The organism is Salinigranum marinum, assembly GCF_024228675.1.
GTDB lineage: Archaea > Halobacteriota > Halobacteria > Halobacteriales > Haloferacaceae > Salinigranum > Salinigranum marinum.
Genome location: NZ_CP100461.1, coordinates 2654114 through 2678726 on the forward strand (window position 1 = coordinate 2654114; position 24613 = coordinate 2678726).

At 68.0% G+C, this 24613-nt stretch carries 19 protein-coding genes and 1 tRNA gene; 14 read left to right on the forward strand and 6 right to left on the reverse strand.

The window, feature by feature from the left end; all coding sequences use genetic code 11:
* Nucleotides 1-14 precede the first annotated feature (14 nt).
* Nucleotides 15-2315 carry a PAS domain-containing sensor histidine kinase gene (locus tag NKJ07_RS13185; protein WP_318567275.1) on the forward strand — a complete coding sequence of 767 codons (2301 nt, stop codon included), beginning with the start codon at nt 15-17 and terminating at the stop codon, nt 2313-2315.
* A 41-nt stretch (nt 2316-2356) separates the two neighbouring features.
* Here NKJ07_RS13185 and NKJ07_RS13190 read toward each other — a convergent pair whose 3' ends face one another.
* Both NKJ07_RS13190 and NKJ07_RS13195 read right to left on the reverse strand, forming a co-directional pair.
* Nucleotides 2357-2761, reverse strand: coding sequence for a hotdog family protein (locus NKJ07_RS13190; RefSeq protein ID WP_318567276.1), 405 nt, complete (start codon nt 2759-2761; stop codon nt 2357-2359).
* Nucleotides 2762-3261: 500 nt separating this feature from the next.
* Nucleotides 3262-3334 (reverse strand) — tRNA-Asp (locus NKJ07_RS13195).
* Nucleotides 3335-3575: 241 nt separating this feature from the next.
* Here NKJ07_RS13195 and NKJ07_RS13200 point away from each other — a divergent pair.
* From NKJ07_RS13200 to NKJ07_RS13240, 9 genes are all read left to right on the forward strand, one after another.
* Complete coding sequence (locus NKJ07_RS13200; protein WP_318567277.1) at nt 3576-3803, forward strand: DNA-directed RNA polymerase subunit H; 228 nt, start codon at nt 3576-3578, stop codon at nt 3801-3803.
* Nucleotides 3800-5365 (forward strand): DNA-directed RNA polymerase subunit B'', encoded by a 1566-nt coding sequence (locus NKJ07_RS13205; RefSeq protein ID WP_318567278.1) that lies wholly within the window; start codon nt 3800-3802, stop codon nt 5363-5365. The genes NKJ07_RS13200 and NKJ07_RS13205 overlap by 4 nt, the downstream gene beginning before the upstream one ends.
* Before the next feature lie 3 nt (nt 5366-5368).
* Nucleotides 5369-7216, forward strand: coding sequence for a DNA-directed RNA polymerase subunit B (gene rpoB / locus NKJ07_RS13210; RefSeq protein ID WP_318567279.1), 1848 nt, complete (start codon nt 5369-5371; stop codon nt 7214-7216).
* Between the two features lie 33 nt (nt 7217-7249).
* On the forward strand, nt 7250-10183 hold the full coding sequence (locus NKJ07_RS13215; RefSeq protein WP_318570459.1) for a DNA-directed RNA polymerase subunit A': 2934 nt from the start codon (nt 7250-7252) through the stop codon (nt 10181-10183).
* Nucleotides 10176-11483 carry a DNA-directed RNA polymerase subunit A'' gene (gene rpoA2 / locus NKJ07_RS13220; RefSeq protein ID WP_318567280.1) on the forward strand — a complete coding sequence of 436 codons (1308 nt, stop codon included), beginning with the start codon at nt 10176-10178 and terminating at the stop codon, nt 11481-11483. The genes NKJ07_RS13215 and rpoA2 overlap by 8 nt, the downstream gene beginning before the upstream one ends.
* Before the next feature lie 6 nt (nt 11484-11489).
* The gene (locus NKJ07_RS13225) at nt 11490-11936 is read left to right on the forward strand and encodes a NusA-like transcription termination signal-binding factor (protein WP_318567281.1); all 447 of its coding nucleotides are present in this window, start codon (nt 11490-11492) and stop codon (nt 11934-11936) included.
* Nucleotides 11937-12265: 329 nt separating this feature from the next.
* A complete protein-coding gene (locus NKJ07_RS13230) occupies nt 12266-13153 on the forward strand; it encodes a mechanosensitive ion channel family protein (protein ID WP_318567282.1) in 888 nt (295 codons plus the stop codon).
* A gap of 181 nt (nt 13154-13334) precedes the next feature.
* The gene (locus NKJ07_RS13235) at nt 13335-13763 is read left to right on the forward strand and encodes a 30S ribosomal protein S12 (RefSeq protein WP_318567283.1); all 429 of its coding nucleotides are present in this window, start codon (nt 13335-13337) and stop codon (nt 13761-13763) included.
* Nucleotides 13760-14374: a 30S ribosomal protein S7 gene (locus tag NKJ07_RS13240; RefSeq protein WP_318567284.1), complete on the forward strand. Its 615-nt coding sequence runs from the start codon at nt 13760-13762 to the stop codon at nt 14372-14374. The genes NKJ07_RS13235 and NKJ07_RS13240 overlap by 4 nt, the downstream gene beginning before the upstream one ends.
* Nucleotides 14375-14555: 181 nt before the next feature.
* Here the strand turns inward: NKJ07_RS13240 and NKJ07_RS13245 are convergent, their stop codons facing one another.
* Both NKJ07_RS13245 and NKJ07_RS13250 read right to left on the reverse strand, forming a co-directional pair.
* Nucleotides 14556-15821, reverse strand: coding sequence for a DHH family phosphoesterase (locus NKJ07_RS13245; protein WP_318567285.1), 1266 nt, complete (start codon nt 15819-15821; stop codon nt 14556-14558).
* Nucleotides 15822-15875: 54 nt separating this feature from the next.
* Nucleotides 15876-16340 (reverse strand): universal stress protein, encoded by a 465-nt coding sequence (locus NKJ07_RS13250; protein ID WP_425504766.1) that lies wholly within the window; start codon nt 16338-16340, stop codon nt 15876-15878.
* A 588-nt stretch (nt 16341-16928) separates the two neighbouring features.
* Between NKJ07_RS13250 and NKJ07_RS13255 the strand changes: the two genes are divergently transcribed.
* The 4 genes from NKJ07_RS13255 (at nt 16929) to NKJ07_RS13270 (ending at nt 22473) form a co-directional block, all read left to right on the forward strand.
* Nucleotides 16929-17393: a universal stress protein gene (locus NKJ07_RS13255; protein WP_318567287.1), complete on the forward strand. Its 465-nt coding sequence runs from the start codon at nt 16929-16931 to the stop codon at nt 17391-17393.
* 97 nt (nt 17394-17490) lie between these two features.
* Entirely contained in the window at nt 17491-20406 is a 2916-nt protein-coding gene (gene leuS, locus NKJ07_RS13260) for a leucine--tRNA ligase (RefSeq protein WP_318567288.1), read from the forward strand.
* Between the two features lie 66 nt (nt 20407-20472).
* Complete coding sequence (locus tag NKJ07_RS13265) at nt 20473-20718, forward strand: DUF7535 family protein (protein ID WP_318567289.1); 246 nt, start codon at nt 20473-20475, stop codon at nt 20716-20718.
* Between the two features lie 195 nt (nt 20719-20913).
* Complete coding sequence (locus NKJ07_RS13270) at nt 20914-22473, forward strand: hypothetical protein (protein WP_318567290.1); 1560 nt, start codon at nt 20914-20916, stop codon at nt 22471-22473.
* Nucleotides 22474-22525: 52 nt separating this feature from the next.
* Here NKJ07_RS13270 and NKJ07_RS13275 read toward each other — a convergent pair whose 3' ends face one another.
* Complete coding sequence (locus tag NKJ07_RS13275; protein WP_318567291.1) at nt 22526-23527, reverse strand: ornithine cyclodeaminase family protein; 1002 nt, start codon at nt 23525-23527, stop codon at nt 22526-22528.
* 146 nt (nt 23528-23673) lie between these two features.
* Nucleotides 23674-24366 (reverse strand): DUF7504 family protein, encoded by a 693-nt coding sequence (locus NKJ07_RS13280; RefSeq protein ID WP_318567292.1) that lies wholly within the window; start codon nt 24364-24366, stop codon nt 23674-23676.
* Between the last annotated feature and the right edge of the window lie 247 nt (nt 24367-24613).

A 24613-nucleotide genomic window follows, 5' to 3' on the forward strand; every position in this document is an offset into this window, starting at 1 on the left:
CGCCAGGTCTCGACGTGAAACGGGCCGATCCGGGCGCGGTGGCGGGCGCGCCGAGCGCCGACTGCGTCGTCGTGACCCCGGACGAGGCCGGTGACGAGTCGTCCGTCGTCGCCGACCTGCGGCGAGTGGGCTATCGAGGCCCCGTCGTGCTGTTCGGCTCCGGAACTCACGAGACGCTCGCGTCACGGGTCGACGAACTGGGCGCGACGACGTACGTCCGCCGGGACGTGACGAACGGCCACGAACCGTGGTTCCGGTTGGCCGAGACGGTCGAGCGGGTCACGACGACGGCGTCGAAACGACGCGAGACACAGCTCACGCTGTTGCACGAGCTGGCGCGTGAACTGATGCGTGTCGAGGAGTACGGGGCCGTCGCGGCCACGGTCGTCGAGTCGATCGAGGACACCCTGGGCGCCGACGCCGCCGTCGTCGAGTCCACCGCGGACGGCGACGGAGCGACCGTCCTCGCCGCGACGACGGGGTTCGAGACGGAGCTCCTCGACGAGCCAGCGATCGCGGCCGCCGTCGCGGCGGGGACGGAGGAGTGGACACCCGCGGGCGGTCCGGAGATCGAGCGCTCCGGCGTCCTGGCGGTCGTTCCCATCGGCGAGCGGGGGAGCCTCCTCGTGGGCGGCCGTGGCGGCGTGGCCGTGGAGTTCGAGCTGGTGCGAGCGCTCGGCGCGACCGCCGAGGTCGCGTTCGACCGAGCGGAGCGAGAAGCGCGGATCCGCGAGGAGCGCGACCGGATCGCCTCGCTGTTTGAGAACACCAGCGACGCGATCGTCGACGTCGAGAACGTCGACGGCGAACCGATCGTTCGCGCCGTGAACACGACGTTCGAGCGCGTCTTCGGCTTCACGAGCGACGAGGTCGTCGGCTCGAACCTCGACGAGTTCATCGGTCCCGAGCAGGACGATACGTCGGCGGCGTACCGGCTGTACGGGCTCGCTGGTGGGCCGTTCGAGCGTGAGGTCCGGCGATCGACGGCCGACGACGTCCGCGATTTCCTGCTCCGATCGGTGCCGTTCGACCGCGAGGGGACCGATCGTGGGTACGCCATCTACACGGACATCACGGAACGGAAACGGATCGAGCGGACGCTCGGACGACTCCACGAGACGACGCGGGACCTCATCCGGGCGGAGTCCCGGATGGAGATCGCCGAGATCACCGTCCGGGCCGCGAACGACATCCTCGGCTACCCGGTCACGGCGGTCCGACTCTACGAGCCGAAAAGCGAGACGCTCCGGCTCGCGGCCGTGTCCGAGGAGACGGAGTCGGTGCTCGGCGAACGGCCGACCGACGGGCCCGAGGTCGACATGGCGTGGGAGGCGTTCCGGGTCGGACAGTCGAAGGTCGTCGACGACCTCTCCGCCCACGGGGTCACCGACGTCGGGATCGACCGTGCGATGTATCTCCCGCTCGGCGACGGGGGACTGCTGACGCTCGGGTCGACGGAGGCCGAGGGGTTCGACGAATCCGATCGGCGGCTGGCGCAGATCCTTGCCGCGAACGTCGAGGTCGCCCTCTCGCGGGCGGCGCGCGTCGCCGTCCTCCGCGACCGCGAGGACGAACTGGCCCGGCAGAACGAACGGCTCGAGGCGTTCGCCTCCGTCGTGAGTCACGACCTCCGGAACCCGCTATCCGTGGCGCGCGGCTATCTCGGTCTCGCGCGCGACGCGTGCCCGGCCAACGGGGATGACGAGGATCCGGCCCCGCACTTCGAGCGCGTCGAACGCGCCCACGAGCGGATGAACCGCCTCATCACCGATCTGCTCGCGCTGGCTCGGCAGGGCCAGACGGTCGGGACGACGCAGGAACTGTCGCTCGAGGAGGCCGCAGACCGAGCCTGGACCGCCGTCGAAACCGGGACGGCCACGCTCGACGTCGTCGACGACCGGCGGATCGACGCCGACGGCGAGCGACTCGGCACGCTCTTCGAGAACCTCTTTCGGAACGCGGTTGAACATGGCTCAGCGAGCAGTCGGCCGGAGGCCGGCGACAGCGTGGAAGACGGCTCGACGGACCCGGCGGACGGCGACGGGACCGGCGCGGTGGCCCACGTCCGGGTCGGTCCGCTAGACGACGGCTTCTTCGTCGAGGACGACGGACCCGGCATCCCCGAGAGCGAGCGGGAGAAGGTGTTCGAGCGGGGGTACTCGACGGGCGATAGCGGAACGGGCTTCGGTCTCTCGATCGTCCGCGGCATCGCCGAGGCGCACGGCTGGGCGCTCGACGTGACGGCGAGCGACTCGGGCGGGGCCCGGTTCGAGGTTCGCGGCGTCGACACCGCGGCCCGCGAGCGGATCGAGTAGCCGCCTGCGGTGGCGGACGCGTGGCGACCTGGCGGCGTCGGTCACGCGTCGCGCCACACGATCCCTTCGACCCGACCGCGAAGCACGCTTGTCTCGGCCGCGTCCGCCAGTTCGCTGGCGGTCCGCCGGCAGTCGGCCGTGGCGACCAGATCGTAGCGGTCGGGACGCGCGTCGACCCGTTCTGTCGTCCACTCACACCGGACCGTGTCGCCGGCGTAGACCGGCGTGAGGAAGTCGAACTCCATCGTGTGGGCGAGTACCGCGAGGTCGCCGCCGATCTGCGTCGGGAGCGTCGCGGTCAACAGCCCGTGGAGCATCGGCGGGTCGCGCTCGGTGTGGATCGCCTGCGTGTCCCGCGAGAGAGCGGCGAACTCGCGGACCTCGCAGGCGGTGAACGTGCGCTCGACGACGTGGACGTCGCCTTCCTCGGGGACGTGAGCGGCCATCGGGACCCGGTTCGAGAGCGGGGGGCAAAGGTCGTGCGGACCGGGGCGGGCGGAACGCGGTGGCGCGTGGCGTCACGAACGCCGGTCCGCGACCCGTGCGCGAGGCCTTCACGAGCGCAGCGAGCGAACGGCTCGGAGCGACGTGTCGCTCCGGTGGATGAAGCGAACAGCCGAGCGGAGCGAGGGTGTACGCGAATCGGTTGGGGAGGGTGAGGCACCATCGCGCTGACCGCAGGGGTCGCCGCCGTGTCGGCGGTGGGAACCGTATCGTCGACACGACCGATCAGCTACCCACGCGGTTCGCTCGGCGATGAAACGCCTCGCTCGGCGGGCGAGTTCGAGAGAAAGACGCCCGGAGCGGGATTGTGAACCACGGTCGTTCCGCTCACTGACGTTCGACTCTCTGGTTCAAATCCCGCTCGTAACCGCTCGGAGACGCTGACTCGCACGTGCGCTCGGCGCGACGGGACGCCCCGCTGAGGAGTCAACATCAGCAGAAACGCCCGGAGCGGGATTTGAACCCGCGTCACGACCGTGACAGGGTCGTATGATAGGCCACTACACCATCCGGGCAGTGCGCACTCAGTCGTAGCCGGGTTCTGTAAATAAGACTTACCATCTCTTCGCGGCGTGTGAAACGCTACCGTCGGCCGCTCCGCAAGGCATTTATCACGTCTGCTCATGTGTAGGGGTATCAGCCCGCTTGCGGTCGGTGAGCGGTGCTACCCGCATCGGTTAACAAGCGTTAAATGGCTGGCACTGAAAGCCAACTGTAGTATCTCGTGAGAGCTTCTTCCCACCCACCCAGACATCCATGGTCAACGTAAGCGAACACACACTGGTCCCAGAGCACACCATCCTCGACGAACCAGCGATCGAGGAAGTAATGACCGAGTACGACGTCGAGCGGGTGAACCTGCCCAAGATTCGCAAGTCGGATCCGGCGCTCCCCGACGACGCCGAGATCGGCGACGTCATCGAGATCATCCGCGACTCGCGAACGACCGACGAGGCGGTCGTCTACCGACTGGTGATCGAATGAACCGACAGTCACGACGCACCATCTCGAGAGAGTACTTCTCACAGGAACGGCTCGCCGAACACCACTTCCGCTCGTTCAACAACTTCCTGGACCGCGGCATGCAGGAGGTCGTCGACGAGAAGGAGACGATCGACACCGACATCGGCGACAAGGAGGGCGAAGAGCCGGTGTGGGTCGAACTCGGCGACATCCGCGTCGAGACCCCCCGCGTGCGGGAGGCAGACGGCTCCGAGGAACTGCTGTTCCCCCAGGAGGCCCGCCTGCGCAACATCACCTACGCCGCGCCGGTGTTCATGGAGATGTCCATCGTCCGCGGCGGCGAGGAGGAAGAGGAGGTCGTCCTCGACTCCACCGAGACCAAGGTCGGGCGAATGCCCATCATGGTCGGCTCCCGCAAGTGCAACATCTCCGAGCTCTCGGACGCCGACCTCGTCGAGATCGGCGAGGACCCCGTCGACCCCGGCGGCTACTTCATCGTCAACGGCTCCGAGCGCGTCCTCATGACGTCGGAGGACCTCGCGCCGAACAAGATCCTCGCCGAGTACGACACGAAGTACGGCGACGAGATCCAGGTCGCGAAGACGTTCTCCCAGCGCCGCGGCTACCGCGCGCTCGTCCTCTGTGAGCGCAACCGCGAGGGACTGCTCGAAGTGTCGTTCCCGAGCGTCTCGGGCTCCGTGAACTTCGTCACGCTCGTCCGCGCGCTCGGGCTCGAATCGGACGAGGAGATCGTCCACCGCGTCTCGGACGACCCCGAGATCGTGAAGTTCATGCTGGAGAACCTGGAGGAAGCGCCCGTTCAGACCGAAGAGCAGGCGATCGAGGCGCTCGGCAAGCGCGTCGCCGGCGGCCAGGGCAAGAACTACCAGCTCAAACGCGCCAACTACGTCATCGATCGCTACCTCCTGCCGCACCTCCACGAGGACGGCATCGACGAGGAGGAAGTGCGGATCAACAAGTCGTTTTACCTCTGCCGGATGGCCGAGGCGTGTTTCGAGCTCGCGCTCGGCCGGCGCGACTCCGACGACAAGGACCACTACGCGAACAAGCGCCTGAAAGTCTCCGGCGACCTCATGCGCGACCTCTTCCGGACGGCGCTGAACAAGCTCGCACGCGACGTGAAGTACCAGCTCGAACGCGCGAACATGCGCAACCGGAACCTGACGGTGAACACGGTCGTCAGGTCGGACGTGCTGACCGAACGCCTGGAGCATCCGATCGCCACCGGCAACTGGGTCGGCGGCCGCTCGGGCGTCTCCCAGCTCGTCGACCGGACGGACTACATGGGCGTGCTGTCGCACCTCCGTCGCCTCAGAAGCCCGCTGTCTCGCTCGCAGCCGCACTTCGAGGCGCGCGACCTGCACGCGACCCAGTGGGGACGGATCTGCCCCTCCGAGACCCCCGAGGGACCGAACTGCGGGCTGGTGAAGAACTTCGCACAGGCGATGGAACTGTCGCAGAACGTCGAGGACGAGCGGGCGCTCAAACGCGAACTCGCGTCGATGGGCGTCGAGGGCATGCCCGGCCTCGAAGGCATCGAGACCACACCGGCGGACGACTAAACAATGGCTCAGGCACGAGAAGCGAAGGTATACGTCAACGGGAGCCTGGTCGGGACCCATCCGGACCCGGACCAGCTCGCAGCACAGATCCGCGAAGCACGCCGACGAGGCGACGTCTCGCAGATGGTCAACGTGAGCGTCAAAGACCGCACCCGCGAGGTCATCATCAACGCGGACGCGGGACGCGCCCGCCGGCCGCTCATCGTCGTCGAACAGGGCGAACCGATGCTCGACGACGAGCACGTCGAGGCGGTCGAGAACGGCGAACTCACGTTCGAGGACCTCGTCAAGCGGGGGCTCATCGAGTTCATCGACGCCGAGGAGGAAGAGGACATCCTCGTCGCCGTCGACGAGGAGGACGTCGAGTACCACCCGGACTCGGACACCCAGGACACGACCCACCTCGAGATCGACCCCCAGCTGATCTTCGGGATCGGCGCGGGGATGATCCCGTACCCCGAGCACAACGCCTCGCCGCGCATCACCATGGGCGCGGGGATGATGAAGCAGTCGCTCGGGCTCCCCGCGGCGAACTACCGGATCCGACCGGACACCCGCCAGCACCTCCTGCACTACCCGCAGCTGGCGATGGTCAAGACCCAGACGACCGAGCAGATCGGCTTCGACGAGCGCCCCGCGGCGCAGAACTTCTGCGTCGCCGTCATGAGCTACGAGGGGTTCAACATCGAGGACGCGCTCGTCATGAACAAGGGCTCCGTGGAACGCGGCCTCTCCCGCTCGCACTTCTTCCGAACCTACGAGGGCGAGGAACGGCGGTACCCCGGCGGCCAGGAGGACCGCTTCGAGATCCCCTCCCAGGACGTCCGTGGGGCTCGCGGCGAGGACGCCTACACCCACCTCGACGAGGACGGCCTCGTCAACCCCGAGACCGTCGTCGACGAGAACTCCGTCCTCCTGGGGAAGACCTCCCCGCCGCGCTTCTTAGAGGAGCCGGACGACATGGGCGGGCTCAGCCCACAGAAGCGGCGTGAGACGTCGGTGACGATGCGCTCGGGCGAGTCGGGCGTCGTCGACACCGTCACCCTGATGGAGGGCGAGGACGGCTCGAAGCTGGCGAAAGTGAGTGTTCGGGACCAGCGGATCCCCGAACTCGGCGACAAGTTCGCCTCCCGCCACGGACAGAAGGGGGTCATCGGTCACCTGGCGCCCCAGGAGGACATGCCCTTCACCGAGGACGGGGTCGTCCCCGACCTCGTGCTCAACCCTCACGCGCTCCCCTCGCGCATGACGGTCGGCCACGTCCTGGAGATGCTCGGCGGGAAGGTCGGGGCGCTCGAAGGGCGGCGCGTCGACGGCACCGCCTTCCAGGGCGAGAACGAAGAGGAACTCCGCGGCGCGCTGGAGGAACACGGCTTCAAATCGTCCGGGAAGGAAGTGATGTACTCCGGCGTCACCGGCGAGAAGATCGAGGCGGAGATCTTCGTCGGCACCATCTTCTACCACAAGCTGTACCACATGGTGTCGAACAAACTGCACGCCCGCTCTCGCGGGCCGGTGCAGGTCCTGACGCGACAGCCGACGGAGGGGCGCGCCCGCGAGGGCGGCCTCCGCGTCGGCGAGATGGAGCGCGAGGTGCTCATCGGTCACGGCGCGGCGATGGCGCTCAAGGAGCGCCTGCTTGACTCCTCGGACCGCGAGGACGTCTACATCTCCGCCGACACCGGGATGGTCGCCGTCGAGGACGTCGACCAGCGCCGCATCTACGACCCCATCACCGGCGACGAGGACAACATCCACGAGATCGAGGTGAGCTACGCGTTCAAGCTCCTCCTCGACGAGATGGTCGCGCTCGGCATCCGGCCGCGGCTCGAACTCGAGGACGCGGTCTAACTCCCCTTTCCACCCCACACACCACACATGTCAATGCAGACACCCAAGGAACTCGGCGGGATCCACTTCGGGCTGATGGACCCCGAGACGTACCGCGACATGTCCGCCACGAAGGTCATCACGGCGGACACGTACGACGACGACGGCTACCCAATCGACATGGGGCTGATGGACCCCCGGCTGGGCGTCATCGATCCCGGCTTGCAGTGTCGAACCTGCGGCCAGCACTCGGGGTCGTGTAACGGCCACTTCGGCCACATCGAACTCGCCGCGCCGGTCATCCACGTCGGCTTCACGAAGCTCATCCGACGGCTGCTCCGGTCGACCTGCCGCGAGTGCGGCCGGCTGGCGCTCGTCGAGGAGGAGCGCGAAGAGTACCGCACCCAACTGGAGCGCGCGAAGGAGCTCGGCGAGGACCCCAACGACGCGCTGAAAGCCGCGGTCCGGCAGGCTCGTAAGGCGAAGGTCTGCCCGCACCCCGACTGTAGCGCGCCCCAGCACGACATCAAACACGAAAAGCCCACCACGTACTACGAGGTCCAGGACGTGCTCTCGGCGGAGTACTCCGAGCTCATCGCGGAGGCGATGCAGCCCGACCCCGACGACGAGGACGACCACGGCGTCGCCCCGCAGGAACTCGCGGAGGAGACGGGCATCCCCCTGGACCGGATCAACGAGATCCTCTCGGGGACCTTTCGGCCAAAGTCCGAGGACCGCAAGAAGCTGGAGAAGGCGCTGAGCATCGACCTCACCGAGGAGGACATGAACAAGCTGATGCCCTCCGACATCCGCGACTGGTTCGAGGACATCCCCGACGAGGACATCGCGGTCCTGGGAGTCGACGCCGACCGCGCCCGCCCCGAGTGGATGATCCTCACGGTGCTGCCGGTGCCGCCGGTGACCGCCCGGCCGTCGATCACGCTCGACAACGGCCAGCGGTCGGAGGACGACCTCACGCACAAGCTGGTCGACATCATCCGGATCAACCAGCGGTTCATGGAGAACCGTGAGGCCGGCGCTCCCCAACTCATCATCGAGGACCTCTGGGAACTGCTGCAGTACCACGTCACCACGTTCATCGACAACGAGATCTCGGGCACGCCGCCGGCGCGCCACCGCTCCGGTCGCCCGCTGAAGACGCTCAGCCAGCGCCTGAAGGGCAAGGAGGGTCGCTTCCGCGGCTCGCTGTCGGGCAAGCGCGTGAACTTCTCCGCGCGGACCGTGATCTCGCCGGACCCGACCCTCTCGCTGAACGAGGTCGGCGTCCCCGAACGCGTCGCCCGCGAGATGACGCAGACGATGAACGTCACCGAGCGGAACATCGACAACGCGCGGCAGTTCGTCCGCAACGGCCCCGGGGGGCATCCGGGCGCGAACTACGTCCGACGACCGGACGGCCGCCGGCTGAAGGTGACCGAGAAGAACTGTGAGGAACTCGCCGAGAAGGTCGAACTCGGCTGGGAGGTGAATAGACATCTAATCGACGGCGACGTCGTCATTTTCAACCGACAGCCGTCGCTCCACCGGATGTCCATCATGGCCCACGAGGTGGTCGTGATGCCGTACAAGACCTTCCGACTGAACACGACGGTGTGTCCGCCGTACAACGCCGACTTCGACGGCGACGAGATGAACATGCACGCGCTGCAGAACGAGGAGGCGCGCGCCGAAGCGCGCGTCCTGATGCGCGTCCAAGAGCAGATCCTGAGCCCCAGGTTCGGCGAGAACATCATCGGCGCCATCCAGGACCACATCTCGGGCACCTACCTGCTGACCCACGAGAACCCCCAGTTCTCGGAGACGCAGGCGCTCGACCTCCTGCGGGCGACGAGCATCGACGAACTGCCCGCACCCGAGGGCGAGAGCGACACCGGCCCGTACTGGACGGGGCGACAGCTCTTCTCCGAACTCCTCCCCGACGACCTCTCGCTCGAGTTCGACTCGTCGGCGGGCGACACGGTCGTCATCCGCGACGGCCAGCTGATCGAGGGGACCGTCGACGAGGACGCCGTCGGCGCCTTTGGAGGAGAGGTCGTCGACACGATCACCAAGGTGTACTCGAAGACGCGCGCCCGCGTGTTCATCAACGAGGTGGCCGCGCTGGCGATGCGGGCGATCATGCACTTCGGTTTCTCGATCGGGATCGACGACGAGTCCATCCCGGAGCCGGCGAACCAGCAGGTCGACGAGGCCATCGAGTCGGCGTACGAGCAGATCCAAGAGCTCATCGAGGTGTACGAACAGGGCGAACTCGAATCCCTTCCTGGAAGAACGGTGGACGAGACGCTGGAGATGAAGATCATGCAGCGGCTCGGGAAGGCCCGCGACTCCGCCGGCGAGATCGCCGAGGACCACTTCACCGAGGACAACCCCGCGGTCATCATGGCCCGGTCCGGCGCGCGCGGGTCGATGCTGAACCTCACGCAGATGGCCGGCTGTGTCGGCCAGCAAGCGGTGAGGGGCGAGCGCATCAACCGCGGCTACGAGGACCGCACGCTGAGCCACTACCGGAAGGACGACCTCTCCGCGGACGCCCACGGCTTTGTCGAGAACTCCTACCGCGCGGGCCTGACTCCGAGAGAGTTCTTCTTCCACGCGATGGGCGGCCGCGAGGGGCTGGTCGACACGGCAGTCCGGACCTCGAAGTCCGGCTATCTCCAGCGCCGGCTCATCAACGCCCTCTCCGAACTGGAAGCACAGTACGACGGCTCCGTCCGCGACACCTCTGGTACCGTTGTCCAGTTCGAGTTCGGCGAGGACGGCACCTCACCAGTGAAGGTCTCCTCGAAGCAGGAGTACAGCATCGACATCGAGAACATCGCCGACCGCGTGATCGAGGCCGAGTTCGCCTCCGACGAGGAGAAAGAGCGGTTCCTCGGCGAGGCCGAGCCGCCGACGAACCTCTCGGAGTACGCCGGGCCGGGGCTCGACAAGGCACAGGGCCTGGGGGTGGAGTCCGATGACTGAACAGACGAACCCCACCGGCGCGTTCGAGTACGTGACCGCCGACATCGAAGCGGTCGTCGAGGATACCGAACTCCCGCGTCGACTGAAGACCCAGATCTACGAGGTCATCGAGTCCCGGGAGGGCGTGACGGTCGAACAGGCCGACGAGATCGCCCGCGCCTCGGAGACGCGGTATCTCGACACCCGGGTCGACCCGCTCGACCCCGTGGGGACGGTCTCGGCGCAGTCGATCGGCGAGCCGGGGACGCAGATGACGATGAACACGTTCCACTACGCCGGCGTCGCCGAGATCGACGTGACCCAGGGCCTGCCGCGGCTCATCGAGCTGGTGGACGCCCGGAAGACGCCGGACACGCCGATGATGACCGTCTACCTCGATCCCGACCACATCGAGAGGCGGATCGAGGAGGTCGACGACCCCGACTACACGGAACGGGACGTGGCCCACGAGGTCGTCTGGCAGATCGAATCGACGAAGATCCTCGCGCTGGGCGACGTGTCGACGAACGTCGCGGACATGCTCGTCAACATCGACCTCAACGAGGACACCCTGCGCGAGCGGTGGCCCACCGCCGACGACGTCGGGAGCGTCGCGGGGGAGATCGCCGAGGAGATCGAGGACGCGCTCGGCGTCGAGACGACGCGGATGGGGACAGTCATCGAGTTCGGCCCGAACCAGCCGTCGTACCGCCAGCTCCTCCAGCTCGTGGAGGAGTTACGCGACATCGTCTTCAAGGGGATCGAAGAGGTCTCCCGGGTGGTGATCCGCCGCGAGACGACCGACGACGACGAGGAGTTCGTCCTCTACACCGAGGGGTCGGCGTTCGGCGACGTGCTCACGATCGAGGGCGTCGACGGCACCCGCACGACGTCGAACAACATCCACGAGGTGTACCGACAACTCGGCGTGGAGGCCGCTCGCGAGGCGATCATCAACGAGACGATGGAGACGCTCGAAGAGCAGGGGCTCGACGACGTGAACGTGCGGCACCTGATGCTCGTCGCCGACATCATGACCAACCGCGGCACGATCGAGTCGATCGGTCGTCACGGTATCTCGGGGTCGAAGGACTCCGTGCTCGCCCGCGCGGCGTTCGAGGTCACCGTCAATCACCTGCTCGACGCGGCCATCCACGGCGAGGTCGACGATCTGGACGGCGTCATCGAGAACGTCATCGTCGGCAAGCCGGTCGCCATCGGCACCGGCGACGTCGACCTCCGCATGGGCTCGATCGACGCGTCCGAGGCGGGCGTCAACCCAGAGGTCCTCGGGACGGAGCCCGAGGTCTCCGACGACTAGCCGCGGATGCGCGTCACCCTCTCGGACACGGCCCGTCAGTACATCGCCCTCTTCGAGGACGTCACGGGCGCGACCGCCCGTGACTGTCTCGTCCGCGAAGAGGACGACGCGGACGGCGAGGGTGACGAGCGGGTGACGTTCCTGGTCGCGGCGGGCGAGATGGGCCAGGCGATCGGCCCAGGGGGGCGACGCGTCCAGCAGGTCGAGGAGAAACTCGGGCGGGAGGTGACGCTGGTCGAGGACGCCGACACAGCGGAGGCGTTCGTCGCGAACGCGCTCGCACCCGCGGTGGTGAACCACGTCACGATCTCCGAGCAGAACGACCGGGTGGCGTACGTCGAGGTCGACGCCGAGGACCGCGGCGTCGCGATCGGCGTCGACGGGCGGAACATCCGCGTCGCGCGCGAACTCGCCCGACGGCACTGGGATCTCGACGACGTTCAGCTGACGTAATCCGCGTTAGTTCGGTCGTCAGTGGTGTTTTGACCTCTCATTTCGTGTTCGAGATTTATGCGGGACTCGTCCGATCGGCGGGGAGTCGGTCGCAGGAACGGGACAACGGACAGAACCGGACACGGTGCGCCAGGGCGGAAACGACCACGAGCCTCCCCAGCCGATTCCGTCACTCGTTCCCTCCGGTCGCTCGTTCGGTCATCCCTCGCGCGGCGAGACGACCGGAGTCGTCTCGGCCGCGCCACCACCGGCCGTACGACTACTCACCCCCAACGCCGACCACGGAGCTCTGACACTTTATGTACCTCCCGGTCAACACCTCGGATCGAATGGCCCACACCGTCGTCGCACAGACGCTCCCGAGTGGAGTCCCGACGGGTCTCGCGGGGCTCGAGGAGGTCGCACTCCGCACGCTCGGGTTCTTCGTCGGGGCGATCCTCATCTACACCGTCGGCCGCCTGCTCGTCGTCCCGACGGTCGCGGGCCTCGTCCGATCGCGGAACCGGAACAACCCGACCATCGAGACGGCGACCGAGACGTACGTCCACGTCCTCGTCGTCGTCGCCGCGGCCGTCGCCGGCGTGATCGGTGCCGGCTACGGCGGCGCGCTGACCGACGCCTCGATCGTCATCGCCGCGATCTCGCTCGTCGTCGGCGCGGCGAGTCAGAACGTCATCGGCTCGCTCGTCTCGGGGCTGTTCCTGATCGCGGATCCCGACTTCAACGTGGGCGACTGGATCGCGTGGTCCGGCGGCGAGGGGACCGTGGAGTCCGTCGACTTCCGCGTCACGCGGGTCCGGACGATCAACAACGAGACGGTCACCGTCCCGAACACGGAGCTGACGACCAACGCGCTCACCCGGCCTTACGGGAGGGAGCGCTACCGGATCACGGAGCAACTCGACGTCGCCTACGCGGACGACGCCGAACTCGCGCTGATGACGCTCGTCGAGACGGCCCGCGAGGACGACAGGGTGCTCGACGACCCACCGCCGAACGCCCGGATCGTCGCCTTCGGGGGGACGGCGCTCACGATCCAGGCGGAGTACTGGGTGTCGGATCCGATGGACGTCAACCTCGTCGAGGTGCGATCTGACTTCCGACGGCGGGTGAAACGACGGTTCGACGAGGAGGGGCTCACGCTCGGGCCCGCGTCGACCCACGAGCTCTCGGGCGACCTCTCGGTCGACGTGGCCGAGCGGGTCGACGCGGAGTGAACGGCCCGGTCGAGACGAACTCTCGGGACCGCTCGTCGCCTGCGCGTCGAACAGAGGGCGTAACTCCGATCGACGAAACCGCCTCAGATCGCGTTTCAGGGGGTCATACGCGACGCTGCGGGCGTCTCGCTGAGGACAAAAGAGGAGGCTTAAGTAGCTCCGTCGGGAATCTCGTGTTACTATGGCGAACGGCAAGTATGCCGCGCGCAAACTCAAGCAGGACCGCCAGAAACACCGGTGGTCCGACTCGAAGTACGCGCGGCGGGAACGCGGTCTTGGAAAGAAGTCCGACCCACTCGAGGGTGCCCCACAGGCGCGGGGCATCGTTCTGGAGAAGGTCGGAATCGAGGCGAAACAGCCGAACTCGGCCATCCGGAAGTGTGTCCGGGTCCAGCTCATCAAGAACGGCAAGCAGGTCACCGCGTTCTGTCCCGGTGACGGTGCCATCTCGTTCATCGACGAGCACGACGAGGTCACCATCGCGGGCATCGGTGGCGCGAAGGGCCGCGCGATGGGCGACCTCTCGGGCGTGAACTACAAGGTCGAAAAGGTCAACGGCGTGTCGATGATCGAGCTCGTGCGCGGGAACGCGGAGAAGCCGGTCCGATGAGCGACGCCGAATCCCCCGAGCCGGAGGCCCCCGCCGACAGCGACGAGGCGCGTTCGAACGCGCTCCTGTTCGGCGTATGGGACGTCTCCGAGATCGAGTACACCGACCCGAGCACGAAGCGGTACATGGCGGTGACGCCGATCGCCCACACGATGGGACGGCACGCCTCCAAGCAGTTCCAGAAGTCCGAGATCAGCATCGTCGAGCGGCTGATCAACCGCCTGATGCAGACCGAGGAGAACACGGGTCACAAGCAGAAGACCACCCGGATCGTCCGCGACGCGTTCGAGATCGTCCACGAACGCACCGAGGAGAACCCGGTGCAGGTGCTCGTCGACGCGGTTCAGAACGCTGCCCCCCGCGAGGAGACCGTCCGCCTGAAGTACGGCGGGATCTCGGTCCCGCAGGCCGTCGACGTCGCCCCCCAGCGGCGCGTCGACCAGGCGCTGAAGTTCATCGCCGAGGGCACCCAGCGCGGCGCGTACAAGACGAAATCGAGCGCCGCCGAGGCACTCGCGCGCGTCCTCGTCGGCGCGGCCGACTACGACATGCAGTCGTACGCCATCAGCCAGAAGGAAGAGCGCGAACGCGTCGCCGCCGCCGCCCGCTAACGCCGTTCGATCGAGCGGTCCACTCCCCGTTTTTCTCTCACCTTCGAGACGGCGCGCCACCCGCACGAGTGCGAGCGCAGGGTCGGTACCGTCGCTCTTCCCCAGGTCAGAGTCCCCGTCGCTCCCACCGCCGTCTCCGTCCCCGGAGTCGCCCCGTGGTCACGGGCCGTGAGACGAGTCGCTACCGCTCGGTGTCGATGCCTTCGTCCGTCTCGTCGGCGTCGGCCGTCGACTCCGCATCGACCGCGTCGGCCACCCGCTCGAACGCCGCGAGGATGACGCGCTTGGTCGTCGCGCCCTCGGTGGTCCAGTGGTGGGCGTAGTCGAGCATATCGTCGTAGATCTCCGGCTTGCAGCCGGCGGCCTTCGGGTGGCCGCCGCCGTTGACCAGCGCGGCCACCTCGTGGCACCGCTCGAACGTCTCCGAGCCGCGGAGCGAGGCGCTCCCCGCCGGTTTGACGACGACCGAGGCGTCGGCACCCCGCTCGCGGAGCGCGTCGGCCACCTCGTTCTGCGAGCACCGCCCGTACGTGACGCCGACGGTCCACTCGCCGACCTGTTTGATGTCGGCGCGATCGACCGCCCGCTCGATCAGTTTCTCCTTCTCGACGCGGCGGTAGGCGATGTACTCCGTCACCGCGTCGGGCAGATCCGCGCCGTACGCCCCGACGACGGTCACGTACTCCTCCGGCGATGTCCAGTAGGCGTAGTCCGCGAGGTCCTTGCTCCGGTCGTCCTCGTTCAGCCAGAGGTCGTGGTCGCGCGTCACCGCCGCCAGCTCCGAAAAGCGCGCGGGGAAGTCGTAGTCGAGCGACCGGAGCGCCACGTCGGTCGTACACTCCTCGTCGGAGTCGCCGACGACGAGGTCGACGCCCGCGGCGCGCACGGCGGCGGCGACGTCGTCGTCCCACTGGTGGTGGTCGAACCAGCGGACCCCGCCGGCGCGGTCGACCAGGGTCGAAAGCGACGCCTCGACGGCGTCGACGCCGTCGGGACAGAGGTCACAGACGTAGACGTCCGCGCCGGGGTCGAGGTGTTCCGCTACCCGTTCGAGCGCCTCGCCGAGCGAGTGCGGCGAGGCGGCGACCAGCGCGACCGGCGACTCGTCCTCGCTCCGGTCGTCCGTCTCCTCGACGACCTCGTCCGTGGGGTCCTCGCTCCGGTCGGTCGTGTCGGTCGGGCCGGACTGGACGCGCGCGACGAGCTCCGTCTCGAACGGGGCGACGTCGAGCGTGGCGTCGCGCGCCTCCCGAACGAGCGCGACACAGCCGAGGCCGTCGGCGTCCGCGTCGGCGACGACGACCGCCTCCGCCCCCTCGACCGCGTCGCGAGTCCGTTCGTCGGCGTACTCCTCGTCCAGCGAATCCGGATAGAAGAAACCCTTGCCGGGGAGCCGCGATTTGCGAGACAGCGAGAGCCCGTCGTCGTCGATGAGACCGTCGTCCATACCGCTCTCTCGGGTCGGCTCCGGAAAAGCGTGGCTTTGTGTCCCGCCCGCGTCTCAGGGCATCTCGTCCGCGGCGAGCTGTCTGACGGTCAACACCGGCATCGGACACGTCCGGACGATCCGCTCGGCGACGCTCCCGAGGAGAAAGCGGTTCTCGCCGTGTCGCCCGCGGGTTCCCATCGCGACAAGGTCCGCGTCGTGGCGTTCGGCGTACTCGCGGATCTCCGCCGCGGGCCGTCCGACGAGGACGGCGGTGGTCACGTCGAGATCGGTCGACGCCCGCACGTCCGAAAGCGCCTCCTCGGCCTGTTCTTTCAGCGCCGTCTCCAGTTCCTCCTGGAGGCGCTCTGGCGACGACTCCACCTCGTCGGTGTCGACGATGGAGACCGCGTGGACGGCGGCGTCGAACCGTCGCGAGAGGTCGAGCGCCACGTCGACGGCCCGCTGAACGCTCTCGGAGCCGTCGGTGGCGATGACGATGGTCTCGAACATGTCTCGGGGTTCCGACGGCGACGACATAAATCCCGCGTGGAACTGTCTGTGGCGGGTCTGTGCTGGATCGAGGATAACGGAAGATCGCACCGGGTACCCGTTGGTTGCTCACGGTGAGCACGAGGCGGCGACCGAGCAGTCCCCAGGGCGGCGAGACGCCACGTGACCGACGCACCTGCGGCGCTTCGAGCCGTTCGGTCGCTCACCTCGCACGCTCCCGAGGACCTCGCGCGTTCTTCGCGCGGACAAGAGCCTGCGGCGGCACGCGTCACCGCATCGCAGTAGTCGGGGTGGTCGGCGCGCGGGAGTGAGCGCGCAACGCGAGCGAACGACGCGCGAGGGGCGACCGAGCGAACGAGCAGCGCGAGTGAGGGACGGAGTCGGCTGGGGAGGGTGAGGCCTTTCGTCGCGCCCGTGTGTCGGGCGGTCCGTCGTGTTCGCGTCGACGATTACGCGCCGCCGACCATTACGTGTGCCCATCCACGACACGACCCCGACCGACGCCTCGGCAGCAGCCTGACACTCTCTCGGGGACGACCCCACAGGGCCCCCGCACGTCGACGGGATACCGCCGGAGGCGACGGGTTTTTGCCACCGGCCGTCACACCCTCACGCATGGAACACGCGCACACGGGTCCGCTCGACGTCGAGCTCGTGCTCGTCCCCGTCGACGGGAGCGAGGAGTCGGCGCTCGCCGTCGAGTACGCCGTCTCCATCGCCGGACAGTACGGCGCGTCGGTCCACGCCGTCTACCTCCTCGGCGAGGAGGTCGTGCGCGCGATCGAGGACGGCACGATCGACGAGGCGAGCGTCGTCGGCGACCACGAGGCGTTCATCGACAGCGTCGCCGACTACGCCACGGAGAAGGGGGTCCACATCTCACACTCGACGGCCTTCGGCTTCTCGACCCGCGTGAAGACCCGCCACCCCGGGAGCGCCATCCTCGACACCGCCGAGGAACTCGAATCCGACTTCATCGTCGTCCCCCGCGAACCCGTCTCCGGCGACCCCGGCGAGGTGCTCGAGAAGGCCGCCGAGTACGTCCTCTTGTACGCCTCCCAGCCGGTGCTGTCCGTCTGATCCGCCCCGTTCGAGCCGTCGCCCCGTCGCGTGCCGCGCGGGACGGCCGGGAGCCCGGATAGCAGTAGTTTTAGGCCGCCGAGACGGACAAGGGCGTATGAATTACGACCCGCAGGAACTCGAAGAGCGCTGGCGGGAGCGCTGGGCCGAGACGGGCCGGTACGAGGCCGACCCGGGCGATCCCAACGACCCCGACGACGTGACGTTTCTGACGGTCCCGTACCCCTACCCCAGCGGGGGGATGCACATCGGACACGCCCGGACGTACACCGTCCCGGACGTGTACGCGAGATACCGGCGGCAGCAGGGCGACACCGTGCTCTTCCCGATCGCGTGGCACGTCACCGGCACGCCGATCATCGGCGCGGTCGAACGGCTGAAGAAGGGCGAGGAGAAGCAGCTGTCGGTCCTCCGGGACACGTACAACGTCCCCGAAGAGACGCTACAGGACCTCGAGACGCCGATGGGGTTCGCCCACTACTTCATCGAGAACCACTACAAGCGGGGGATGAAACAGCTGGGGCTGTCGGTCGACTGGCGGCGGGAGTTCACGACGAACGACGAGCGGTACTCGCAGTTCATCACCTGGCAGTACGAGACCCTCCGCGACAGGGGGCTCTTGGAGAAGGGTCTCCACCCGGTGAAGTACTGCACGAACGAGAAACAGCCCGTCACCACCCACGACATCCTCGAAGGCGAGGAGGCGGAGTTCCAGGAGTACACGCTCGTCCGGTTCGGCTGGGACGCGGGGGCGGACGGTGGGGAGGTCGTCGTGCCGATGGCGACGCTCCGACCCGAAACGGTGCGCGGGGTGACGAACGCGTATATCGATCCCGACGCGACGTACGTCCGGGCCGCCGTCGACGGCGAGCCGTGGCTCGTCTCCACGCACGCCGTCGACAAGCTCCGCCTGCAGGACCACACGGTCGAGGTCGAAGCGGAGTTCACGGGCGAGCGACTCGTCGGCGAGCGGGTCGAGAACCCTATCACCGGCGACGCCGTCCTGGTCCTCCCCGCGGAGTTCGTCGACCCCGACAACGCCACGGGCGTCGTCATGTCCGTCCCCGCCCACTCGCCTGACGACTACGTCGCCTTACAGGAGGCGAAAGCCGACCGCGAGCGGTTGGCGGCGTACGGCATCGACGCCGCCGAGGTCGGGGCGATCGAGCCCGTCCCGATCCTCGAGATCGAGGGTTACGGCGAGATCCCGGCGAAGGACGCCGTCGAGGAACGCGGCATCGAGTCCTCGACGGATCCCGCCCTCGAAGAGGCCACGAAGGAGCTGTACAACCGCGAGTTCCACGCCGGGCGGCTCCTCGACGACTACGACGAATTCGCCGGCGAGGTCGTCGAGGACGTTCGGGGACGGTTCCGCGATCACTACCGCGACGCGGGCGCGTTCGGGACGATGCAGGAGTTCTCCGAGGACGTGGTCTGTCGGTGTGGCGGCGACGTCGTCGTCGCCGAGCAGGACACCTGGTTCCTTCGGTACAACGACGAGGCGTGGAAGCGGAAGGCCAAGGAGGTCGTCGCGGGGATGGAGTGTATCCCCGAGAACACCCGCGGGGAGTACACCCACACCATCGACTGGCTGAACGAGTGGCCCTGCATCCGAAACTACGGGCTGGGGACGCGCCTGCCGTGGGACCGCGACTTCGTGATCGAGCCGCTGTCGGACTCGACGATCTACATGGCGTATTACACGTTGGCCGACCGCATCCAGGAGATCCCAGTCGAGGATCTCGACCGCGCGTTCTTCGACGCCCTCTTTTACGGCCCCGACGCGGTCGACGAACCCGACGAGCGCGCGCTGGAACTGCGCGAGGAGTTCGAGTACTGGTACCCCGTCGACTACCGCTTCTCGGCGAACGACCTCATCTCGAACCACCTCACGTTCTACCTGTTCCACCACGCGGAACTCTTCGACCAAGCAAACTGGCCGCAGGGCATCGTCATCATGGGGATGGGACTCTTGGAGGGCCAGAAGATGTCCTCCTCGAAGGGCCACGTCGTCCTCCCGGGCGCGGCCATCGACGAGTACGGCGCGGACACGGTCCGCTTTTTCCTGTTGAACTCGGCGGAGCCGTGGCAGGACTACGACTGGCGCGCCGACCAAGTCGGGAGCGTCCGCCAACAGTTAGAGCGATTCTGGAACCGCGCGTCCGAGGTGATCGACGCCGCCGACGAGCGCGCCCCGACGATCGCCGCCGACGGCCACGGGCCCGCGGCGCTCCCCGAGGAACTCACGAGCGTCGACCGCTGGCTGCTCTCGAAGCTCCAGACCACGATCGGGGATGTGACCGACGCGATGGACAACGCCGAGACCCGCTCGGCGTCGCAGGCGGCCTTCTACAACTTCGAGGAACAGCTACGGTGGTACCGTCGCCGCACCGACCTCGACCGGCCGGGCGCGGCGTGGACGCTCCGGCACGTCCTCGAGACCCGGCTCAGACTGCTGGCTCCGTTCGTCCCGTTCCTCGCGAACGAGCTCCACGAGGAGTTGACCGGGACGGCCGCCGAGGACGCCCCGTGGCCGGTCGCTACCGCCAAGCTCGAAGACGAAGCCGTCGAACTCCGCGAGCGACAGGTCGAACGCCTCGCCGACGACATCAACGACATCGTCGACGTCACCGGCACCGATCCCTCCGTCATCAGAGTGTACGTCGCCGCCGACTGGAAACACGACGTGTTCGAGACCGTGAGCGAGATCGGCGACGACGTCGGCGCGGTGATGGGGCAGGTGATGCAGGACGAACGGCTCCGCGAGCGCGGGAACGAGGTGAACCAGTTGGTCAGAGAGCTCACAGAACAGGTCCGTAGCATCGACGACGAGACCCTCGCCGCGATGGGGGCCGTCGACGAGCAGGCGGTGTACGGCGACGCCGTCGCGTTCCTCGAGCGGGAGTTCGACGCGGACGTCGAACTGTACGGGGAAGCGGACGACGATCTCGTCGACCCCGCCGACCGCGCCGGCGGCGCGGTCCCGTTCCGGCCGGCGATCCACATCGAGTGACCGGGCAGGCGGCGGGCCCACGGCTCCGCGGGAACCGTTATTCCCTCCGAGCACGTAGTTGACCGCATGAGTACGGGTTCAAACACGAACGCTGGAGCGGAGGCGAACGACGACGCGGGCGTGCTCAGGTCGGCGTACCGGAGCGTCTCGCCCCGATACGAGTCACACGGCGACGTCGCGATGGACTCGATCGGCTGGGCGGTGTTCCTCGGGATGTTGGTCCTGCTCGTGCCGCTGCTCCCACTGTTGCTCGTCGTGTGGGCGCTCGAGAAGCTCGTCAGCGCGGTCGCCGGCCGGAACGCGGGCGGGTGAGTGGTCACCGGCGGAGCGGCGGTAAGAGGACCGTTCGGGAGTAATCGACGGCTACCCCACGGCCGAGCGTCGTCAACGCGCCCGGTCGGGCCGACCGTGGCGTCGTCACGACGAACACGGCGATTATCAGGAATCGATCCCGAGCACGGAGGGTACCGCGTCACTACTTATGCGACCTGAACGCGTCTTCCGTCCATGCGACGACGTGAGTTCATTCGGGCAGCGAGTGCGCTCGCGGGAGGGGCGGTCGTGGGGGCCGCGGCGGCGACCGAGGCGTTCGCCAGACGGGGGACGACCGTCCAGCAGGTGTCGGCGGGCGGGGTTCCACAGCCGCGGTCGGTGCTGACCGTCCGGACGACGGAGGTGGTCGACGTGGTCGATCCGGATCGGATCCACGTGACCGTCCCGATCGTCGACCCCGCGGCCGGCGAGACGACCGCACGGAGGGTCGACGTCGTCGACGCCTCGGCGACCAACGCGGCGCTCCGTCTCGTCGTCGACGGACCCGTGAGTCGGGGATCGGTGGTCTCGTTCGGCGAACGAGCGTTGCTGATCGACGGACGGGGGACGGACCCGTTCAGCCACACGCTCGACGGCTCGCTCGCCGTACCCGAGCGGGCGACACTGTGGTTCAAGGCGTACGAACCGGCGAACGTCGATTGGTTCGGACGCGGGGTGTACCGCGGGGAGAAGCCGCCGCGGCGGGGCCGTCCCGACGACGACCCGGCGGCGGTTCGAGCGCGCCTCGCAGCACACCTCGACCGGTTCGTCGACCGTGGTCGGCTCACGGCCGCAGAGCGCGACGCGAGCCTCGCACGGTTCGACAGCCCCGCGACCAGGGCGCGGTTCGTCGACAGCGGTGGTGGGTTCGACGCCGTGGCGCTGGCCGGGGTGCTCGCGAACGCCGGGACCGTCGCCCGCGGCATCGACGCGGTCATCCTCGACGGCGCGAACCGCTTCGACCGGCCGTACGCGGTGCGGCGACGCCCGACACGGTCCGGTGGACTGATGGAGGTACGGGTCGACGGCGGCGAGCCCGTGATCTTCGTCGATCCCGCCCTCGCGGGCGAGCCGTTCGCCGTCCTCGCGCCGCTGTTCGCCCACGAGGGGCTCCACCAGGACCTCGCGGTGGGGCTTTCCGAGGAGATCATCGCCACGTACCTCGAGACGCTCGTCTGGGCCGAGCACGTCCTCTCGGACCCGACGCTGGCGCGGCTCGGAACGCCGAAGGTCCGGCGGGCGAACACGCTGCTGTTGATCGCGCTGAACTCCGGCGGGCGGTCGTTCCCCGAGATGGGGCTCCACGCCGCGCCACACCGCCAGCGAGGACACGACGCCACCCCCGACGCGACGGAGTCGGTTCCGGACTTCGTCACGGCCGTGGCGTCGAGATACCGCCGGACCGCCCCCGGCGCGACGCCGGGCGTCCCGTACGCCCGGCAGGTCGTCGAGCGCGTCACCGGGGCGGCCCCGTCCGATCTCGACTTCGACGACGAGACGCTCGACCTGCTCGACGGTCGGACGCGGCTGTTCGACACCGAAGAGGCCCTCCGGTTGCTCGCGGCACTCGAACTCCGACCGGCCACCGCGGGCGAGGTGCCGTCGAACGCCGACCCCGTGGCCGTCTCCGACGCGACGTGGAACGGGTCGGTCGGCACGCCTGACCCTGTAGAGACGAGTCCCCCCGACGACACGGAGAGTGTCTACGGCTGTGGGACCTGTCTGCGGGCGGCAACCGGGTCGGGAACGGCGTGAGGCCGCGACCGTCGGAGCCGACCCGGTGTTCGAGCGGGGCGGGCGGCGGCGTTCAGAGGCAGAAGAAGTCGAACGGGGTGCCGTTGTCGTTCTCGAGCGCGTGTTCGTAGACGACGTGTGCGGCGGCGACGTCCTGGATGGCCAGCCCCGTGGAGTCGAAGACGGTGACGCCGTCGGCGTCGGTGCGACCGTCCTTCGCGCCAACGACGATCTCGCCGATCTCGCCGTAGACGTCGTCGTCGCCGAGGACGCCCTCGCTGTAGGGGACGTTGATCTCGCCGGAGTGGGTGCACTGCTCGTGGTCGTCGATGACCAGTGTGGCGTCGAGGAGGAGGTCGTCGGCGAGTTCGTGTTTGCCGGCGGCGTCCGCCCCCATGGCGTTGACGTGGGTGTGGTCGCCGACCGCCGAGACGATGGGCGACTCCACGGGCGTGACCGTCGAAAGGACGTCACACTGGGCCGCCTCGTCGACGCTCCCCCCACGAACGTCGAAGCGACCCTCGAAAGTGTCGACGAAGCGCTGGACGCGCTCGTCGTCGAGGTCGGAGATCACCACGCGGTCGATGTCGCGGATGGTCGCGATCGCCTCCAGTTGGGTGTACGCCTGGACGCCCGCGCCGACGATCCCGAGCGAGGAGGCATCGGGGAGAGCGAGGTGATCCGTGGCGACCGCTGCGGCCGCGCCCGTCCGCTTCATCGTGAGCTCGCGGCCGTCCATGATCGCGAGCGGGTAGGCGTTGCGCGGGTCGGAGTAGATCATCGTCCCGAGCACCGTGGGGAGGTCGTACGCGGCGTTGTTGTCGGTGTGGACGTTCACCCACTTGATGCCTGCGGCGTCCCATCCCGACTCGTCGAGCGCCGACTCCTCAACGCGGAGATACGCCGGCATCGACCGGAAATCGCCGTTGTACTGCGGGAGATCGATGTACGACTTCGCGGGCATCTGGGCGTCGCCGCGCTCGTAGGCGGCGAACGCGTCCTCCACGGCCGCGATGAGCTCCGGATACGAGGTGTTCTCGTCGACGTCGTCGCTGTCGAGAAGCAGCGTGTGCATACTCCCCGTTCACGCGAGGGTCACTTAGTTCATACTAAATTGGAATCAAACTCTAATTTCTGGATTATAATTCGAACTACTTTCGGAACTGGTCGATTATCAGAGACAAATTTTGAACTAGCGCAGCAACGGGGTCGCGAGTGTGATCACTCGACGTCGGTACTCCACGGCTTCCACTCCGAGACGTCGTCGACGACGCCGGTGCCGCGGATCTCACGGGTGCCCCCGGCGTTCCGGAATCTGAACGCGCCATCGGTGAGCGACTGGAAGACACGGACGTGTTCTGGCTCGTGTCGGGTCGGGTCGACGACGAACAGCCCGAGGTGATCGGCAGAGTCGATACGGCTCATCAGCACGTGACAGAACGCGAACGCCCGTTCGGAGCCGATCAGGTCGACGATGGGCGACAGCGAGACCAGCCCGAGTCGGACCCGGTTGAACGGAATCGACCGCAGGTGGTTCGTGACGCCCACGCCGATGCCGGTGACGTCGGCCGGCGAGGACGCAGCCTCGACGTGGGCGGGTGAGAGCGGCCCGATGTCCCGCTCGGGACCGGAGTGAAACGCGTCGACGACGTGCAGGTGTTCGAGGTCGTCCGGCGACTCCAGTGCCGACTGGTACCGTTCGGTGAGCGTCGCCGGGGCTGAGTCGGTCGTCGCGAGGATCACGCACTCGGCGGCCCGTGGGGCCGCTGCGAGCACGCGGAAGGTGAAGTCGGTCGCACCGGTGTCCGGGGCACCGACGAGAAGGAGGCTCGTCCCCGCGGGGACTGAACCGAGCGCGATGTCGGGGGCGACGTCGCCGAGGGCGTACTCTCCCTGTCCCGGCTGAATGGTCATCGGGAGTCACCCCGGTGACGACCGCCGACAGACGGTCCGAGATCACGCGGTGTCGCGCGCCGAGAGACGCCGACGTGTGTGGCGACGATCGAACCGCATCGAGACGCACCATCGCCCCGGCTGCCTCCGACCAGCGAGACGGGTCGCATGGCCGGTACTCCCGGGGAGAGAGTATAAATACACGGGCGGCACTATCAAATTTTATCGCCTCGCCCGCGCGCGAGGTGACGGGTGGTCGCTCGTCGGC

What these genes read in the sequence shown, in the direction of transcription:
- NKJ07_RS13200 (WP_318567277.1), top strand. Translation starts at nt 3,576, where the DNA reads ATGGTCAACGTAAGCGAACACACACTGGTCCCAGAGCACACCATCCTC.
- NKJ07_RS13205 (WP_318567278.1), top strand. Translation starts at nt 3,800, where the DNA reads ATGAACCGACAGTCACGACGCACCATCTCGAGAGAGTACTTCTCACAG.
- NKJ07_RS13245 (WP_318567285.1), bottom strand. Translation starts at nt 15,821, where the DNA reads ATGGACGACGGTCTCATCGACGACGACGGGCTCTCGCTGTCTCGCAAA.
- NKJ07_RS13225 (WP_318567281.1), top strand. Translation starts at nt 11,490, where the DNA reads ATGCGCGTCACCCTCTCGGACACGGCCCGTCAGTACATCGCCCTCTTC.
- NKJ07_RS13230 (WP_318567282.1), top strand. Translation starts at nt 12,266, where the DNA reads ATGGCCCACACCGTCGTCGCACAGACGCTCCCGAGTGGAGTCCCGACG.
- rpoA2 (WP_318567280.1), top strand. Translation starts at nt 10,176, where the DNA reads ATGACTGAACAGACGAACCCCACCGGCGCGTTCGAGTACGTGACCGCC.
- NKJ07_RS13235 (WP_318567283.1), top strand. Translation starts at nt 13,335, where the DNA reads ATGGCGAACGGCAAGTATGCCGCGCGCAAACTCAAGCAGGACCGCCAG.
- NKJ07_RS13255 (WP_318567287.1), top strand. Translation starts at nt 16,929, where the DNA reads ATGGAACACGCGCACACGGGTCCGCTCGACGTCGAGCTCGTGCTCGTC.
- NKJ07_RS13250 (WP_425504766.1), bottom strand. Translation starts at nt 16,340, where the DNA reads ATGTCGTCGCCGTCGGAACCCCGAGACATGTTCGAGACCATCGTCATC.
- NKJ07_RS13215 (WP_318570459.1), top strand. Translation starts at nt 7,250, where the DNA reads ATGCAGACACCCAAGGAACTCGGCGGGATCCACTTCGGGCTGATGGAC.
- NKJ07_RS13240 (WP_318567284.1), top strand. Translation starts at nt 13,760, where the DNA reads ATGAGCGACGCCGAATCCCCCGAGCCGGAGGCCCCCGCCGACAGCGAC.
- NKJ07_RS13275 (WP_318567291.1), bottom strand. Translation starts at nt 23,527, where the DNA reads ATGCACACGCTGCTTCTCGACAGCGACGACGTCGACGAGAACACCTCG.
- NKJ07_RS13280 (WP_318567292.1), bottom strand. Translation starts at nt 24,366, where the DNA reads ATGACCATTCAGCCGGGACAGGGAGAGTACGCCCTCGGCGACGTCGCC.
- rpoB (WP_318567279.1), top strand. Translation starts at nt 5,369, where the DNA reads ATGGCTCAGGCACGAGAAGCGAAGGTATACGTCAACGGGAGCCTGGTC.
- NKJ07_RS13270 (WP_318567290.1), top strand. Translation starts at nt 20,914, where the DNA reads ATGCGACGACGTGAGTTCATTCGGGCAGCGAGTGCGCTCGCGGGAGGG.
- NKJ07_RS13265 (WP_318567289.1), top strand. Translation starts at nt 20,473, where the DNA reads ATGAGTACGGGTTCAAACACGAACGCTGGAGCGGAGGCGAACGACGAC.
- leuS (WP_318567288.1), top strand. Translation starts at nt 17,491, where the DNA reads ATGAATTACGACCCGCAGGAACTCGAAGAGCGCTGGCGGGAGCGCTGG.
- NKJ07_RS13190 (WP_318567276.1), bottom strand. Translation starts at nt 2,761, where the DNA reads ATGGCCGCTCACGTCCCCGAGGAAGGCGACGTCCACGTCGTCGAGCGC.